The sequence below is a fragment of the Vibrio sp. R11-SG3-ISO3-SZ genome, from assembly GCF_059834345.1.
On record NZ_JCBDGX010000047.1, the window covers coordinates 1 to 15,265 of the forward strand.

Consider the following 15,265-nt stretch of genomic DNA (forward strand, 5'->3'; position numbering starts at 1 on the left):
ATAGACGGATGGGATTCGAGCGCCGTTCGCAGCTTGGACACGCATCGGCCACAGTTTAGCCCCGAGAGTGAAAACGCACAGCTCGTTCCTGATTGATAGCCTAAAGATGCCACCGTTTTCGCCAGTTCGCCATACGGGGCGTGACTTTCGACTTCAATGTGTTTTTTCGATACGTCGAGGACGGTGAGCGCATGATGCTCTATCAGCGCTCGCTCTACTTTGCGTGCGCAGCCCATGCAACTCAAACCCTGTAATGGAATATCAAACCTGTACATAGCGACGGCCTTTCACTGTTATTCGATGTGAGTTTGATAAGCATAAACCTTACCTCTGGGGAAAGGTCAAGCATTGGAGCCCGAATGACGTCAAATTCGTTGAAATCAACGTATCAAACAAAATCAGTGACTTGCATCAAGTGAGATCGTGTTCACTCTTTTTTTATTACAAATATAAAGTGAACTAAAGAAACGCAAATAGGCTTTGACGTCGTTAACAATCTCACCGCTTTACGGGTAGAAAAAGCTCAAAATTGCCGTTTTTATCGCTTTAGGTTTTTATTAACCCATTGAAATATCATTGATTTAGATATTCTCTCAATGACAAATTTGAAGTGAGTCGAAAAATAATTTGGTTTGTTTTTTAAGGCGAAAAAAGTTTACCAAGATGAGCCCGTCCATAAAGAGTCCTCACCACGGTGAATTCATCAGCGCGGTGGTGAGGCAAGAGAAAAATTCAAAAAATGACTATATAGGGGTTAATCTTATGTCTCACTTTAAAAAAACGTTTCTTAGCGCAGCCGTTGCTGCGGCGACTCTGACTGCGGGCGCTGCACACGCTTACATGTTAGGTGACCCAAATGATGCCAATGTTGAAGTGTATGGTGTTGTCTCCATTTCAGCGGTGGATTACGGCGCATCGAATGATGCAGGGCCGGATGCAGGCTGGGCACTAGAGAATGAAACGCGTGTTGGTTTTCGCGCTGCGAAAGTGATGACGGACAGCGTCACGGCATTTGCTCAAGTGGAATCGGGTTGGGTTCTGGATGACGGCGCTAAGCTCGGCAACCGTGATACCTTCGTTGGCCTACGCGGCGATGATTGGGGCTCCGTGCGTTTTGGTCGTATGTTGACACCTATGTATGAATTGGTGGACTGGCCATACTCAGCATCGAACTTAGGCCGCACATTTGACCGCGCATGGCGAAGCGGTGAGCGTTACCATTTTGACCGTAAGAGCCAAATGTTCCGCTACGATTTGCCAGTGTTTGGTGAGATGGTGAAATTTAGCTTGGCCGGTGGTAACGGTAGCGAAAATCACGAAGATTCGAATTTCTTTGGTGGTTCTATCTCTGTGACGCCAATCGATATGTTGACTCTACATGCGGCGTTTGAAACTGCCGAAGGAACAACGTTTGAAGGTGGTGAATCAGGCATTTGGGATACGAACAATCCAGATCCAAATGGTCAGCCTTCATGGAAACCAGGAGTTGCAGCATCAATTGGTGATACCGATGCGTACTTTGTCGGTTTTGAACTTCGTCCACTCGACAACTTCAACCTCTTGGGGGCGTACAAATCTGGCTCTTACGACTCGACCAACAATGGTGGCGGCTACGGCTACAAAGAGCGTGAAATCGACGCTTACTCCATTCAAGCGAACTACTACTTTGGCAATGCCAATATTCGTGTCGGCTACGCGGATCAAACCGGTAAGCAAGATGGCCGAAAAGATAAGGATCTGGATTCTACCTCAATCAGTGGTGAATTCGGTTACTCATTTAACTCTGTCTACACCTTCGTTCGTTTGACACAACAAGACGACGCAGCGTTTGATGACGATTTGATGATTCGTATCGGTACCGAATGGGTATTCTAATTTAGAGCAAGAAAGACAAGGCGGGCTCTGTCCGCCTTTTGTCGTTTTGTGCTTTTTGCCACTGTTATGCCATTATAAAAATAGAGGAAAGATCGTGATGAGAGCATTAACGCTGCTGAGTTTGTTTATCTGTCAGTCACTGTGGGCCAGCGTGCAATTGACGACCGAGGGGCGAGTGGAGGTGTTAGCGCTCAACTCAACCGATACCATTGTTCATGTTAAACCGGGTGAATGGCAACTGCCCAACGGCACCAATCAACTGCTAGTGCGAGTCAGTGGGATGATTGACACCAACGGAGGTAAACAGAAGTTTAATGGCTTACCTCTAGTGGTCACATTTGAGGCGCACGATCAAGCGGTGACCATTGCAGAACCCTTTGTTATCCGCGATCAAAGAGGGGTCGAGCGGTATAAACGGGCACCGAGTGTCCATTTACACGTCAATGGCCAGCCTTTGCCGTATCAATCCGATGAAATCTACGACCAGAGTTTTTCTCTGACCAAAAATTACGATGAAATGTTAGCAAGCTACAACGAACTTGGTGATGGTAAAGCGCAGCTGCGCACCTCAACATTAACATCAACTGCGACAGCTGCTAGGTCTCCAACGTCATCCGACGTTTTTCTAGAGGCGACGCCGAGTTTGACGGATAAGGAGGAATTGACACGCACATCGCGGTTGCAACATGATTTTCTCACGCTTCCAGCCTCAGAACGCCAAGAGTTTCTCTCTTGGGCAGTAAAACACCTTAACCACGGATTGTAGATTTACATATCGGTGCTAAAATAACGCGCAATTTTGGCGTCACACTCCTCGCAAACGGAAGGCGGCGCAGTCATTCAGACAATCAAGGTATTTTACATGACGGTTAAAACTCGTTTTGCTCCAAGCCCGACAGGCTACCTCCATGTGGGTGGCGCTCGTACTGCTCTTTATTCTTGGCTCTACGCAAAAAGCCAAGGCGGTGAATTTGTACTTCGTATTGAAGACACCGACCTTGAGCGTAATTCACAAGAAGCTGTCAATGCGATTCTTGAAGGCATGCAATGGATGGGACTTGAGTGGGACGAGGGCCCGTACTACCAATCCAAGCGTTTTGATCGTTACAATGAAATGGTCGACAAACTGCTGGCTGAAGACAAAGCGTACAAATGTTACGCACCGAAAGAGCTGCTTGATGAAATTCGCGCAGAACAAGAAGAAGCAAAGCAGATGCCGCGCTACGACGCCAACCACCCGAAAATTATCGCTGCCAACGCGGCAGCAAAAGAGGGTGATCCGTGTGTGATTCGTTTCCGCAACCCGAAAGAAGGCAGCGTAGTGTTTGACGACCAAATTCGCGGCCGCATCGAAATTGGCAACGATCAGTTGGATGATCTGATTATCCGTCGTACGGATGGCGCGCCAACCTACAACTTTGTGGTTGTTGTCGACGATTGGGACATGGGTATCACTCACGTTGTTCGCGGTGAAGACCACATCAACAACACGCCTCGTCAAATCAATATTTACAAAGCGCTAGGTGCACCCGTGCCAACGTTTGCCCACTGTGCCATGATTTTGGGTGATGACGGTGCGAAGCTGTCAAAACGCCACGGCGCGGTCTCTGTGATGCAATACCGTGATGAAGGTTATCTGCCGAATGCACTCAACAACTACCTAGTGCGTTTGGGCTGGTCTCATGGCGACCAAGAGATCTTCTCACGCGAAGAGATGATTGAACATTTCTCCTTGAAGGCGATTTCTAAGTCTGCTTCTGCGTTTAACACAGACAAGTTACTTTGGTTGAACAACCACTACATCAAAACCTCCGATCCAGCGTACGTTGCAACGCATCTTCAATGGCATTTGGATAACCAAAAACTCGATATCTCAAATGGCCCTGCGATCACAGATGTGATTCAACTGGTCGGCGAGCGTTGTCACACATTAGTGGAACTGGCTGAGCAAATTCGATACTTCTACGAAGATTTTTCGGAGTTCGAAGCCGGGGCGGCGAAGAAGCACCTTCGTGGCGTTGCCAAAGAACCTCTACAACTTGCACTAGAGAAAGCCAAAGCCCTGACAGAGTGGACAACCGACAACATCAAGCAAGCGATCATTGCCGCTGTGTGTGAAGAGCTTGAGATCGGCATGGGTAAAATTGGTATGCCGCTGCGCGTCGCTGTGACTGGCGGTGGTCAATCACCATCAGTTGATGCCGTGATGGCGCTTATCGGTAAAGAACGCGTTGTCGCTCGTATTGAATTGGCACTTGCTTTTATTGCTGAGCGTGAAGCGAACGCGTAAATCGCGCGTTAAGTAGATCAAGACACTAGCCGCAGTGGTTAATCTCTGCGGCTTTTTTACATCTATGGGGTGTTCACTAGTTTTGGGTTTCTTTGTTTAACTAATCACTGACTTATCAATATAATTTTTCACGCTATTTTAACCTTTGAGACAAGACATTTGGTAATTCTTCACATATTCTGAAAGGGTGTCTTCCAATGGAAGTGGTGGTCAACGGACCGCGCATTAAGGAGAAAATAAATGAAAATAAAAACAGTAGCAGTGGTTGTAGCAAGTGCTCTCGCTTTCTCTTCAGCGCCTTCATTCGCTGATGTGTACTTAGGGGGTAAAGTCGGTAAATCTTGGTTAAATGATGCGTGTGATATGACCGCAGATTGTGATGATGATGCCATCACTGGTGGTGTGTTCGCGGGTTACCAATTTGTGGACTGGCTTGGCCTAGAAGCGGGTTATGACTATCTCGGTAAATACACCGCTGATGGTATTGCTGACGAGTCCGCCAGCGCGTTTACCCTTGCGCCGAAACTCAGTGTACCTCTGACCGATGTGATTTCACTCTACGGTAAAGTTGGCGGTGCTTATGTCGATTATGGAAGTGAGAATGATGCGTCATTCTTAGGGGCTGTGGGTGTTGAGCTCAATGCGAGCAAGTCCACTGGTGTGCGTATTGAATATCAGCGCTTGACTGACGTAAATAACAACTCAGCTCGTGCAGCCGTGAACTCTGCTACGATGAATTTCGTTTACCGTTTCGGTGCGAGTGAGCAGCCGATGACAACGGAAGAGCCCGTCGCCGAGGTGATGGTGGCAGAGCCGGTGCAAGAAGTGGTCGCCGAGCCTGCAACCAAGAAATTCACCGCCCAGTTGGTTGATGCCGGTATCTTCGAAGTGAACAGCGCTGAGCTAAAGTCAGAAAGTGTCGCGATGCTCGACAAACTTGTTGCCATGATGAAGCAGTATCCGCAATCTACCGTTACCATTACAGGTCACACGGACTCCACAGGTTCAGCGGCGTACAATCAGACGTTGTCAGAGAAGCGTGCGCAAGCGATCGCCGGCTTGCTTGAAAATGAAGGCATCGATGCTTCGCGCATCACTGCAGAGGGCAAAGGTGAATCTAGCCCTATCGCGTCAAATGAGACGAGCGAAGGTCGTCAAAAGAACCGTCGCGTCGAAATCAACGTTCCTGAGTTTGAATACGAAGAGTAAGTTGATCACTATGTTGATACTAAAGCCTTGGCATCTGCCAAGGCTTTTTACGTTATGGCTTGAGAACGTAGTTTGATTATTTGAGAGCGATACTCGTTAAGCGGCCCATGAACTCGAGTATTTCAAGATTATCCTTATTGGCTTCCAATAGGGCTTTTTTGGTTTTGGTGTAGGCACCCAAGCGACCATGCTTTTTGATAGAACAGACGACACTTTTATAGATTAAACGGCCATTGTCATCGTAGTTTCTCCATGCGGCGATATAGCATTCGTCTCTCGCCTCCGGATCGTGTTTTGTGGGTCGAGGTTTATAAATAATTTTAGGTTCCAGTGAGTGGGGGAGGCGCGTGATCAGGTAGGGATCTTTGAGGATGCGACGCCAGAATTTGCCCCACATTTCGCTACCCAGCTCATTTCTCAGGCGAATCGCTTTTTGCAGCCCTTTCTTTTCACCGATACGAACATAGCCAACCGAACGGTGCAACACCTTATCATCCGGCGTATGGATATGAATTTTGTAGGCGGTTTTCGCTTTTGAAATAAAACGATGGCCTGTATTGGTAATGAGGTTGCTTTTTGTCATTGTGCGGTTATCTACAACTTTGTTAATTACTAGTTTAGAAGAGATTCGCCGCAAGGGAAAATAGAGAGTAAAAGTAATTGCGCAGAGGCTCACAATGGAAGCAAAAGAGCGAGTGGATACCCGCTCTTGAATATTGGCGCTCCCGACAGGATTCGAACCTGTGACCTGCCCCTTAGGAGGGGGCCGCGCTATCCAGCTGTGCCACGGGAGCTCAGGAGTATGATACCCCAATTTGTGCTGTTGTTAAGAGGTAACACTATGATCTGGTTTACTTTTGAACATCGCTAGAGCAGTTTGTGCATCACATCGCCAATTTGAATACTCCCCAGTAACTCGGGTTGGTCAATAGTAAGCTCAGCTTCGTTTTCATACACACGAGATACCGTCAGTGTGATGTCCGTTTCTGTGACTTTATTGCGTGGTAACCCACGTTGGTCGATGAAAGAACCTGTATGCCATAGCTGCAACTTATCGCCTTCGACGACGCCATGTACACGACCGAGATCCATGGTAATGGTGTTGCCCCACTTGGCGACCACTTCAGGTAAGGTGATTTTACAAGAGATTTCAGATTCAAGATCCAACATGATGTTTCGGCTTACGCGCAACATCATACTGCCGTAGGTCGACGCCCAAAAACGCGCGCTCTTAGTGTCCACTTGGCTGGTTTTAGGGAACGGCCATTTTGCCACTTCACGATAGTTTCGGTGGTAAACCTCATTACCCGTTTTGCCGTCGTACACCGTCATCTCGAGTGAGAACTGTCGGTTGATGATGTCGTCTTGCAGCAATTTTTGTTCAATGGTCGCTGTCAAGTCGTTGATAACGCCGCCAATGATGTACTGCGCGCCAGTATCTTGCGCGATCATTTTTAATCTTTCTGGGTAATCTTTGTTGATTTCAAAATCTGTGGTGCCTACCGATACAAAACTTGCCGATTCATTGTCGAGTTGGCGGTTGATGACTTGGGCGAAGTCGTCCCCGACACTATAGATTTGCCCCATGACAGCTTGCTGGGGTGAAGCTAAATCGATATTGCCCACTAAGAGAGTCTTCTTGTATTGACTCACGTGGCAACCTGTTGCCGATGGATAGATGTCAATACGCGCACGTAAGTACATGGTGCCACTGCGTACTCTCTGCTCCTCAATCAAGATGTAACGCACTTCACTGTTAGTAAATTGATACTCTTTTTGCGATGTTTCCAAGAAGGGACGCAAGTTACTAATGCTGCCGATGTCAGCGCCAGAAAAGCTGACTGCTTTATAAAGCGCATCTTCTAACGCATGTATTCTTGCCACCTCTTCTGATGACACCACGGTAGCGACGCCGGTGACCTCATACCAGCCTGCATTCGCGATCGAGGAGAAGAGGCTAAGATACAAGCCAGAGATAACGGTCAGAAGTGTTTTTTTCATGTTCGATTACCAACTTGGTTCGTTTTTTGCTTAGTTAATCTTAGCTGATTTAGGCATTGTGATTCTAAATGATTGCACAATTAGAAAAGCAAAGAGCGTTCCACTTTTTCAACTAAAAACGGTCGGAACGAAGAATGCCTAGGGTTATCGGAGATAAGAGAATGAAAAAATGGTTATTGCTTGTACCAGTCGTCATGCTGACGGCTTGTGCTTACGCCCCAATATACAACGGTAAAGAAGCTTACCGTGGTTCACAATTTATGTTGATGGAAAGTCCGCGTCATACTCTTGACTTCTTTGTTGAGAGCATGACAGAAGACTTGATGATTTCAAACACGAGTGTATCAGCACGAACGCCCATCGCCGTGACCTCTTTTGTCGACTTGCAAAATATGGATGCGACGAACTGGCTTGGAAATTCAGTGTCAGAGGGGTTCATCCATCAATTTCAACGCCGCGGTTTTAAAGTCGTTGATTTCAAAACGACAGGGTCGATTCAGGTCACACATTCGGGTGATTTCGCGTTTAGCCGCGATTGGAAGGACCTTGCTCAGGAGCAAGATATCCAGTACGTGTTGACGGGCACCATGCTTCGCCAAGAAGGGGGGGTGATCGTGAATGCGCGAGTTGTGGGGATGCAGTCTAGAGTTGTTGTCGCCACCGCACAGGGTTTCTTACCGGCTGACCGAATTGGTCGCGATTTGGATACATTGAATAGTATCCGTACTCAAGATGGAGTGCTGATTCGTTCTGACCCAACGATGACTCAGCCATACACTGTTATTTTGCGACCATAGTAGGGAGACATGATGAAAAAAGTGATACTACTGATAGTTGCTCTCATTATGGTGGGCTGTCAGCCGATTCAAAACATGCGGCCTGAAGATTGGCTCACGGCTGTTGGTTACGCAAGCATTAGTGAGCAAAAAGGCAACAATGAAGAAGAGAAGCAAGTTCGGGCGATGAGAGCCTCTAAAATTGACGCTTACCGAGAGCTCGCCGAACAGGTGTATGGTTTGAGAGTGAGTGCCAGAGCAGACTTGAAAGATCAACGCTTAGGGACAGAGCTGACATCGGGAGCCGTAGATGGGGTCATTCGTGGTGCTGAAGTAGTCCGTAGTTATAAAGTCGGTGACAGTTACGTCACGGAACTTCGACTTGATGTCAAAAAAATGAATCAGTTGCGAGACTATGGGGAAGTGCAGCAAGTTCCAGAAAAACGCCAGCAAACGTTATTCTAGGCACATCTTTTCTCTGATTTCCGATATAAAAACGGCGCTCTTATGAGCGCCGTTTTTATATCATCCTAACAATGTAACGCGATAGCGACTTTAGGCTTTAATATTAGTGCCAAGGGTGGTGACGTTACTGGTTTGCCCTTCGGCAGTGTACGTCATACCAAGCTTACCCTGGGACTGTTTCATGAGATTGTTGAGTTTATTGAAGCTCAATTGAGCACGTTGCAATGCTTCACCGTTGACGGCATTGGCCTGCTGGCAATCAGAGATGATGCTGCGGATCTTGTCGACCAGAGGGCTCAACTCTGGATCGCTCGTCAGCGTCTCAACATCGGGGTGTTTCTGAATGCGTTGATCGGTTTGTTGAAGCTTAGAGATAAGATCAACCTTCGCTTTCGCAACCTGTTCGATATCTTTAGAGACGCGACTGGCTATCGCCACTTTTTCTTGCTCTAACAGTGCCGACAATTCGGTTGCGCTTTGCAATTGGAATTCTACAAGCCCTTTTAACGCTGCCATGGTGGTATTGTTTCTTCAGTTCCAAATTCAGTGGTTAAAAACCACCAAGCTCTTTTTCGAATTTCATCATGTTGTCAGCCAGCTTTTCCGGATCCACGGAATAAGAGCCGTTTGCAATCGCTTCTTTGATTGCCGCCACTTTTGCTTTGTCAAAGCTGGGTTGACTTGCCATTTGGTTATGCATCTCGCCCACCGCTTTACCTTGTGTGCTGAGGGACACCGAATCTTGCGCCACACCCGACTTGCTCGGAGAGTCACTTGTGCTGGATGTTGCGTTCGTTTCACTACGCGAGGGGCTACGAGTGGACGTGGTTAACGTCTGCCCTGCACGAATGTTATCAATACCTGCCATGTTTGAGCCTTTTAATTAGAGGATGACCTGTACTGTCACTATCGACTACAGGGCGAATAACTTTAGTGCTTTTTCAACCAAAGTTAAAAAATAACCGTGACTTCTGAAATGCCTGTTACTCTGCCTTCAATTATACGGTTGGATTTACTATTTTTCACTCTTATCTGCTCACCGTGAGATCCATCTGTCAAAGCCACGCCTTTGGTGGTGATGGTCATACCAGACTGTACGGCGCGAATGGTGACGGTTTCATTGCGGCACACCACGCAAATATCACGGTTTTCGACTACGTCACCCGCGTTCATGTTTTTTTTGGCTTTGGCTCCAATGACCGCTTCGAGCGAGGAAAAACCTTGCCGTCTGAAGCGTTGCAAATCAACCATGCTGATTGTAATGTCGTGTGCTGCGATGATTTGTCCACGGGAAATTGGGCTCAGTAGAGTGACTTGTGGACCGGTTCTCGTCAGGCGAACGGGCACATAGACCCGCCAGTTATCCGCTTCACACTCGACTTGGACGGTAATATTACTGGCCATCGGGTTGGTGGAACTAGAGGATGCAACAAGCGGCTCGGGGCAATCTGTGGCAAAAATACGACTATCGATGGAGGCGGCGTCTGCCTCCAAAGTACCACCTGTCGGCCATTCGACATTGGTTAAAATGTACTCTTGAGCGGCATTTTGTATGGCAAATATCTGAGCTTCGGTAGCGGAATTGACTGAAAAGCTAAAGAAAATACACAAAACACCGATAGACGTATAAACTCTTTTAAATAAAGCTCTACACTTAGTGAAAGAACAACTAGTGGAAATTGAACAAAACTGTGATTTTAGGTTCTTCATTCTGTTTCCTAGAATTTCTTAGCTTGTAGTAGACTATCATTTTTTGACACGAAAGTTTTAGATGGAGATGAGCTTATGACCGGTATTCTTGATTCTGTGAATCAGCGTACGCAACTCGTCGGTCAAAACCGATTGGAACTCCTTACCTTCCGCCTGATGGGGCGTCAGCGCTATGGAATAAACGTATTTAAAGTAAAAGAGGTGCTCCAATGTCCTAAGCTTACTTCTATGCCAAATCTGCACCGTTTGGTGAAAGGGGTCGCCCACATTCGTGGCCATACGGTTTCTGTCATTGATTTAAGTTTAGCCATCGGTGGACGTCCGACCACAGATGTAGAAAAAGCTTTCGTTGTCATTGCCGAGTTCAACCGCTCTATTCAAGCGTTTTTGGTCACCTCTGTCGAGCGCATCATCAACATGCATTGGGAAGCGATCTTGCCGCCGCCAGATGGCGCAGGTAAAGCAAACTACCTCACTGCGGTCACCAACATCGATAACGAGTTGGTTGAAATTCTCGATGTAGAGAAAATCCTTGCAGAAATCGCGCCGGTTGATGAAACCATGGATGCATCCATCGGTGAGGAAATCGCCCAAGCTGAGACAGAAAAACAGATTGTTCGCCGAATTCTCATTGCCGATGACTCCACTGTGGCACGGAAACAGGTAGAAAGAGCGATTACTTCAATTGGTTTTGAGGTCATTGCGGTTAAAGATGGGAAAGAAGCGTACGAAAAACTGGTGGAAATGGCCGCGGAAGGCAGTATTTATGACCAGATTTCCTTGGTGATCTCAGACATCGAAATGCCAGAGATGGATGGATACACGTTAACGGCCGAAATTCGCCGCAATGCCGATTTGAAAAATTTGTACGTTATCCTTCACTCATCACTCAGTGGTGTCTTTAACCAAGCGATGGTGGAGCGTGTAGGCGCCAACTCATTTATCGCGAAATTCAATCCTGATGAGCTAGGTAATGCAGTGAAATCTGCGCTGACTAACTAAAGAGAACTGAATGACAGCCATAACAATAAGCGATCAAGAGTATCGTGATTTCAGCCGTTTCCTCGAAGCGCAATGTGGCATTGTGCTTGGGGATAGCAAGCAGTACCTCGTTCGGAGCCGCTTGAGTCCGCTGGTGACCAAGTTTAAGTTGGCCTCTTTATCTGACCTGTTGAGAGATGTCGTCACTGGGAGAAACCGTGAGCTGCGTGTTGCCGCTGTAGATGCGATGACAACCAACGAAACCTTATGGTTTCGTGATGGTTACCCATTTACAGTATTGGCCGACAAGCTTCTGCCGGAAGTGGCCGCGAATAAGCGCCCAATCAAAATATGGTCAGCGGCTAGCTCGTCGGGTCAAGAACCCTACTCTATGGCAATGACAGTGTTAGAGACGCAGCAACGCAAACCAGGCTTGCTACCGAGTGTGGCCATTACGGCAACGGATATCTCATCTAGCATGTTGGATATGTGTCGAGCGGGTATCTATGACAACCTTGCTCTAGGGCGAGGTCTCTCACCCGAGCGTCGTCGTACTTTCTTTGAAGATGCCGGAGATGGCCGAATGAAAGTGAAAGACAACGTGAAGCGTTTGGTGAATTTTCGACCACAGAACTTAATGGAAAGCTATGCGTTATTGGGTAAATTTGACATCATATTTTGTCGTAACGTATTGATCTATTTCTCGCCGGATATGAAATCGAAAGTGCTCAACCAGATGGCCAATAGTCTTAACCCCGGTGGTTATTTGTTGCTTGGAGCATCGGAGTCACTCACTGGGCTGACCGACCGTTTTGAGATGGTACGTTGCAACCCAGGCATTATTTACAAGCTCAAGTAGTTTTCCCACTCTCACTCAAATCCCAGCCTTGTGGCTGGGATTTTTTTTCTGCCATACTGTGAATACCTATCCGTAGCAACAATGCCTATGTGTAGCAATGATGACATCGACAAAGACGGGTTCCCAACTGACCGGAAATTGGCTCGGTAATTGCTAAACAAAACGTGAGTGTCTCGTACACTCGATTAAATGGCTAAACAATGGCAATCCTAAAAGTTGGTACGCTAATTGCTAAATCATTTAATAGTATCGGTCAGTTCTTTGAGTAGAGGTCAACATGGCTATTTCTTTCGACAATGCACTAGGTATCCACCAACATACGGTGGGTGTACGTGAGCGTAATGCTGAGGTGATTTCCACCAACATCGCGCAAGCCAATACGCCTGGGTATAAATCGAAAGGGATGGACTTTCAAAAGGCATTACAGGCGGCAACGTCGGGGGCAAGCATTAGTCTTAGCCGTACGGATGGTCGGCATATTCCTGCCTCTACTCAGGTGACAGGGGAAGTCATGTATCGTCTTCCAACCCAACCTGACACGGGTGACGGCAACACGGTGGATGTGGATTTAGAGCGTAACTTGTTTATGCAAAACCAAATTAGACACCAAGCGTCACTGGACTTCCTAGGCAGTAAGTTCAAGAACTTAACCAAGGCAATCAAAGGGGATTAATAGATGAGCTTATTTAACGTTTTCAATGTCACTGGTTCTGCGATGAGCGCTGAATCTGTTCGTCTAAATACCACCTCGAGCAACTTGGCGAATGCGGACAGTATCTCAAGCTCTGCGAAAGATACCTATAAGGCTCGCCATGCAGTATTTGGTGCAGAGTTAAGTAAGGCAAAGTATGGCCGCGACCATATGGTGCCAGTGAAGGTAATGGGCATCGTTGAAAGTGATAAACCGCTCACCGCGGAGTACAACCCTGACCACCCACTTGCCAATGATGAAGGGTATATTTACAAACCTAACGTCAATGTGATGGAAGAAATGGCCAACATGATTTCTGCTTCTCGTTCATACCAAACGAATGTTCAAGTGGCAGATGCAAGCAAACAAATGCTGCTGCGTACGCTGCAGATGGGTCAATAAGGATAGGAGGTAACGTATGGCCGATGGCATAAATAATGTTGGTCAAAACGGCTTGTCCTATATCGACCAGCTTAAACAGCTTCAAGACAAGAATAAGCCTAATGAGACCACAGGTAAGCAAGATCTTAAACAAGAAGACTTCTTATCACTACTCACTAAGCAGCTTGCTCAGCAAGATCCGTTTAAGCCGGTCAGTAATGACCAGATGATTGCGCAAATGGCGTCATTTGCGACGGTAGACGGGATTGGCAAAATGAACACTCAGTTCGAAACGCTCAATACCTCTATGACGTCGAACCAAGCGCTTCAAGCCTCATCATTAGTAGGACGTGATGTATTAGTCCCTGGCGCTTCGGGTGTGAAGAAGGACACTGGCAGCATGGCTGCGATGGTCAAGCTTCCGCAATCCGTAGACAACATGATGGTGCGTATTGAAGACCAAATGGGCCAACTTGTTCGAACCTTCGATGCTGGTGCTAAGCCTGCGGGCGACAACCGAGTCGAATGGGACGGCAAGGATCAAAACGGTAATCCATTGCCGGCTGGCAAATACAAGGTGAGAGCCGCGGGTTTGCTGGATGGAGAATCGAAAGAGTTTGAGGTATCAACCTATGCAAACGTCAATAGTGTTCTCTTAGGTAAAGGCGATGGTAACGTACTACTCAATCTGGCTGGCTTCGAGTCGCCAGTTCGACTTGCTGAAGTACTAGAAGTTGGCAAAGCGTAACGTGTTAGTGATAAACGACGCTAGCTAGATAGGAGATTTTGGAATGTCATATGTTGCACTTAGCGGGTTATCCGCAGCTCAGTTAGATCTGAACACTACCAGTAACAACATTGCGAACGCAAACACGTTCGGCTTTAAAGAGTCGCGTGCAGAGTTTGGCGATGTGTACTCAAATTCACTCTTTACCCATGCGAAAACAACGCCAGGGCAAGGTGTGCAGGCAGCACAGGTTGCTCAGCAGTTCCATGAAGGTTCCAGTATTTATACCAATAACCCGATGGATTTGCGTGTATCTGGTACGGGGTTCTTTGCCGTCGCAAAAGACAGATTAACCCCAACATCCAATGAACTGACTCGTAACGGCGCGTTTCATTTGGATAAAAACAACTACATGGTGACCGCCAATGACGAGTTCTTACTCGGTTACCAAGTCAATCCAGATACCGGTGATGTTCTCTCTTATGAGCCTTCGCCACTTAACATTCCAAAAGAGTTTGGTAAGCCAAAGCAAACAGCAAACATTGAAGTAGGGGTGAACTTACCTGCGGGTGGGGATTTGAAGGACCCAACCTTGTTTGATTATTCCGATCCAGAGACGTACAACCGCTCAACGTCCTCGACGATTTATGATTCGATGGGCCAGTCGTACAAACTGACGACCTACTATCTAAAAGATCAAAATCAGGCGAATACGTGGCAGACATACTACACGGTGACGGACAGTGCCGGTGAGAAGCCACTGAACATCGTTGGTGGTGATGCAACGAGTCCTACGGGGCATGTCGGTCACACTATGCGTTTCAATAATGATGGTACGCTAGCCAGTTTAAACAATGGGCAGAATATCGTCTCCGAACCTTTGGGGGCGGGTGCTAACCCGATTGACTTGAACGGTGCAGACATCAACCAAACATTGTCGTTTGGCCTTGATAGTGCCACTCAGTTTGCGGCTCCGTTTGAATTGACCAAGTTTGACGAAGATGGTGCAACTACTGGCTTCTTGACTAAGGTTGACTTTGATGAAAACGGTAGTGTCCTTGGCACATACTCTAACGGTGAGAATATCACCTTGGGACGTGTCGCGTTGGTTCGAGTAGCCAATGAACAAGGCCTAGATAAGAAGGGTGGAACTCAATGGGATGCCACTCAAAACTCTGGCGCCAAAGTATGGGGAGAATCGAACAAAGGCTCATTTGGTACAATCAATAGTGGTGTGCTTGAACAGTCCAACATTGATATGACTCAAGAGCTGGTGGATCTGATTTCAGCCCAGCGCAAC

Annotated in this window: 18 protein-coding genes and 1 tRNA gene; 12 read left to right on the top strand and 7 right to left on the bottom strand. The window is 47.2% G+C overall.

Annotated elements, in window-relative coordinates; genetic code table 11:
• On the bottom strand, positions 1–275 hold a 275-nt coding region (locus AC6R1O_RS06145; protein ID WP_500656711.1), incomplete at its 3' end, for a hypothetical protein.
• Positions 276–762: 487 nt separating this feature from the next.
• Between AC6R1O_RS06145 and AC6R1O_RS06150 the strand changes: the two genes are divergently transcribed.
• From AC6R1O_RS06150 to AC6R1O_RS06165, 4 genes are all read left to right on the top strand, one after another.
• The gene (locus tag AC6R1O_RS06150) at positions 763–1,875 is read left to right on the top strand and encodes a porin (protein WP_500656712.1); all 1,113 of its coding nucleotides are present in this window, start codon (positions 763–765) and stop codon (positions 1,873–1,875) included.
• Between the two features lie 97 nt (positions 1,876–1,972).
• The gene (locus AC6R1O_RS06155) at positions 1,973–2,641 is read left to right on the top strand and encodes a DUF2057 family protein (protein ID WP_500656715.1); all 669 of its coding nucleotides are present in this window, start codon (positions 1,973–1,975) and stop codon (positions 2,639–2,641) included.
• A 96-nt stretch (positions 2,642–2,737) separates the two neighbouring features.
• Positions 2,738–4,165, top strand: a complete 1,428-nt coding sequence (gene gltX, locus AC6R1O_RS06160) for a glutamate--tRNA ligase (RefSeq protein ID WP_500656713.1) — start codon at positions 2,738–2,740, stop codon at positions 4,163–4,165.
• Positions 4,166–4,411: 246 nt separating this feature from the next.
• The gene (locus AC6R1O_RS06165) at positions 4,412–5,374 is read left to right on the top strand and encodes an OmpA family protein (protein WP_500656716.1); all 963 of its coding nucleotides are present in this window, start codon (positions 4,412–4,414) and stop codon (positions 5,372–5,374) included.
• Between the two features lie 76 nt (positions 5,375–5,450).
• Here AC6R1O_RS06165 and AC6R1O_RS06170 read toward each other — a convergent pair whose 3' ends face one another.
• The 3 genes from AC6R1O_RS06170 to AC6R1O_RS06180 all read right to left on the bottom strand — a co-directional run bounded on the left by AC6R1O_RS06170 (position 5,451) and on the right by AC6R1O_RS06180 (position 7,375).
• Positions 5,451–5,957 carry a Fe3+-citrate ABC transporter substrate-binding protein gene (locus AC6R1O_RS06170; protein WP_334551234.1) on the bottom strand — a complete coding sequence of 169 codons (507 nt, stop codon included), beginning with the start codon at positions 5,955–5,957 and terminating at the stop codon, positions 5,451–5,453.
• Positions 5,958–6,091: 134 nt separating this feature from the next.
• Positions 6,092–6,168: transfer RNA gene (locus AC6R1O_RS06175), tRNA-Arg, on the bottom strand.
• 73 nt (positions 6,169–6,241) lie between these two features.
• Complete coding sequence (locus AC6R1O_RS06180) at positions 6,242–7,375, bottom strand: flagellar assembly protein FlgT (RefSeq protein WP_500627885.1); 1,134 nt, start codon at positions 7,373–7,375, stop codon at positions 6,242–6,244.
• Between the two features lie 161 nt (positions 7,376–7,536).
• On the opposite strand from AC6R1O_RS06180, the gene AC6R1O_RS06185 reads away from it, so the two are divergent.
• Both AC6R1O_RS06185 and flgP read left to right on the top strand, forming a co-directional pair.
• Entirely contained in the window at positions 7,537–8,172 is a 636-nt protein-coding gene (locus AC6R1O_RS06185) for a FlgO family outer membrane protein (protein ID WP_334551202.1), read from the top strand.
• A 12-nt stretch (positions 8,173–8,184) separates the two neighbouring features.
• Positions 8,185–8,616, top strand: coding sequence for a flagellar assembly lipoprotein FlgP (gene flgP, locus AC6R1O_RS06190; protein ID WP_334551201.1), 432 nt, complete (start codon positions 8,185–8,187; stop codon positions 8,614–8,616).
• A 90-nt stretch (positions 8,617–8,706) separates the two neighbouring features.
• Here flgP and AC6R1O_RS06195 read toward each other — a convergent pair whose 3' ends face one another.
• The 3 genes from AC6R1O_RS06195 to flgA form a co-directional block, all read right to left on the bottom strand.
• Positions 8,707–9,132 carry a flagella synthesis protein FlgN gene (locus tag AC6R1O_RS06195; protein ID WP_487903749.1) on the bottom strand — a complete coding sequence of 142 codons (426 nt, stop codon included), beginning with the start codon at positions 9,130–9,132 and terminating at the stop codon, positions 8,707–8,709.
• A gap of 34 nt (positions 9,133–9,166) precedes the next feature.
• On the bottom strand, positions 9,167–9,484 hold the full coding sequence (gene flgM, locus AC6R1O_RS06200) for a flagellar biosynthesis anti-sigma factor FlgM (protein ID WP_500627887.1): 318 nt from the start codon (positions 9,482–9,484) through the stop codon (positions 9,167–9,169).
• Between the two features lie 83 nt (positions 9,485–9,567).
• The gene (gene flgA / locus AC6R1O_RS06205) at positions 9,568–10,326 is read right to left on the bottom strand and encodes a flagellar basal body P-ring formation chaperone FlgA (RefSeq protein WP_500627888.1); all 759 of its coding nucleotides are present in this window, start codon (positions 10,324–10,326) and stop codon (positions 9,568–9,570) included.
• A gap of 75 nt (positions 10,327–10,401) precedes the next feature.
• On the opposite strand from flgA, the gene AC6R1O_RS06210 reads away from it, so the two are divergent.
• The 6 genes from AC6R1O_RS06210 to flgE form a co-directional block, all read left to right on the top strand.
• On the top strand, positions 10,402–11,328 hold the full coding sequence (locus AC6R1O_RS06210; RefSeq protein WP_334551197.1) for a chemotaxis protein CheV: 927 nt from the start codon (positions 10,402–10,404) through the stop codon (positions 11,326–11,328).
• Between the two features lie 10 nt (positions 11,329–11,338).
• Positions 11,339–12,166, top strand: a complete 828-nt coding sequence (locus AC6R1O_RS06215) for a protein-glutamate O-methyltransferase (protein ID WP_487903745.1) — start codon at positions 11,339–11,341, stop codon at positions 12,164–12,166.
• A gap of 277 nt (positions 12,167–12,443) precedes the next feature.
• Complete coding sequence (flgB, locus tag AC6R1O_RS06220) at positions 12,444–12,839, top strand: flagellar basal body rod protein FlgB (RefSeq protein ID WP_334551195.1); 396 nt, start codon at positions 12,444–12,446, stop codon at positions 12,837–12,839.
• Between the two features lie 3 nt (positions 12,840–12,842).
• Positions 12,843–13,259, top strand: a complete 417-nt coding sequence (gene flgC / locus AC6R1O_RS06225; RefSeq protein WP_487903744.1) for a flagellar basal body rod protein FlgC — start codon at positions 12,843–12,845, stop codon at positions 13,257–13,259.
• 16 nt (positions 13,260–13,275) lie between these two features.
• The gene (gene flgD / locus AC6R1O_RS06230; RefSeq protein ID WP_334551193.1) at positions 13,276–13,986 is read left to right on the top strand and encodes a flagellar hook assembly protein FlgD; all 711 of its coding nucleotides are present in this window, start codon (positions 13,276–13,278) and stop codon (positions 13,984–13,986) included.
• Between the two features lie 43 nt (positions 13,987–14,029).
• A partial coding sequence (gene flgE, locus AC6R1O_RS06235) for a flagellar hook protein FlgE (protein ID WP_500656714.1) occupies positions 14,030–15,265 on the top strand: 1,236 nt, incomplete at its 3' end.

Coding starts and splice junctions, on each gene's coding strand:
- AC6R1O_RS06150 (WP_500656712.1), top strand. CDS start 763: ATGTCTCACTTTAAAAAAACGTTTCTTAGCGCAGCCGTTGCTGCGGCG.
- AC6R1O_RS06155 (WP_500656715.1), top strand. CDS start 1,973: ATGAGAGCATTAACGCTGCTGAGTTTGTTTATCTGTCAGTCACTGTGG.
- gltX (WP_500656713.1), top strand. CDS start 2,738: ATGACGGTTAAAACTCGTTTTGCTCCAAGCCCGACAGGCTACCTCCAT.
- AC6R1O_RS06170 (WP_334551234.1), bottom strand. CDS start 5,957: ATGACAAAAAGCAACCTCATTACCAATACAGGCCATCGTTTTATTTCA.
- AC6R1O_RS06180 (WP_500627885.1), bottom strand. CDS start 7,375: ATGAAAAAAACACTTCTGACCGTTATCTCTGGCTTGTATCTTAGCCTC.
- AC6R1O_RS06185 (WP_334551202.1), top strand. CDS start 7,537: ATGAAAAAATGGTTATTGCTTGTACCAGTCGTCATGCTGACGGCTTGT.
- flgP (WP_334551201.1), top strand. CDS start 8,185: ATGAAAAAAGTGATACTACTGATAGTTGCTCTCATTATGGTGGGCTGT.
- AC6R1O_RS06195 (WP_487903749.1), bottom strand. CDS start 9,132: ATGGCAGCGTTAAAAGGGCTTGTAGAATTCCAATTGCAAAGCGCAACC.
- flgM (WP_500627887.1), bottom strand. CDS start 9,484: ATGGCAGGTATTGATAACATTCGTGCAGGGCAGACGTTAACCACGTCC.
- flgA (WP_500627888.1), bottom strand. CDS start 10,326: ATGAAGAACCTAAAATCACAGTTTTGTTCAATTTCCACTAGTTGTTCT.
- AC6R1O_RS06210 (WP_334551197.1), top strand. CDS start 10,402: ATGACCGGTATTCTTGATTCTGTGAATCAGCGTACGCAACTCGTCGGT.
- AC6R1O_RS06215 (WP_487903745.1), top strand. CDS start 11,339: ATGACAGCCATAACAATAAGCGATCAAGAGTATCGTGATTTCAGCCGT.
- flgB (WP_334551195.1), top strand. CDS start 12,444: ATGGCTATTTCTTTCGACAATGCACTAGGTATCCACCAACATACGGTG.
- flgC (WP_487903744.1), top strand. CDS start 12,843: ATGAGCTTATTTAACGTTTTCAATGTCACTGGTTCTGCGATGAGCGCT.
- flgD (WP_334551193.1), top strand. CDS start 13,276: ATGGCCGATGGCATAAATAATGTTGGTCAAAACGGCTTGTCCTATATC.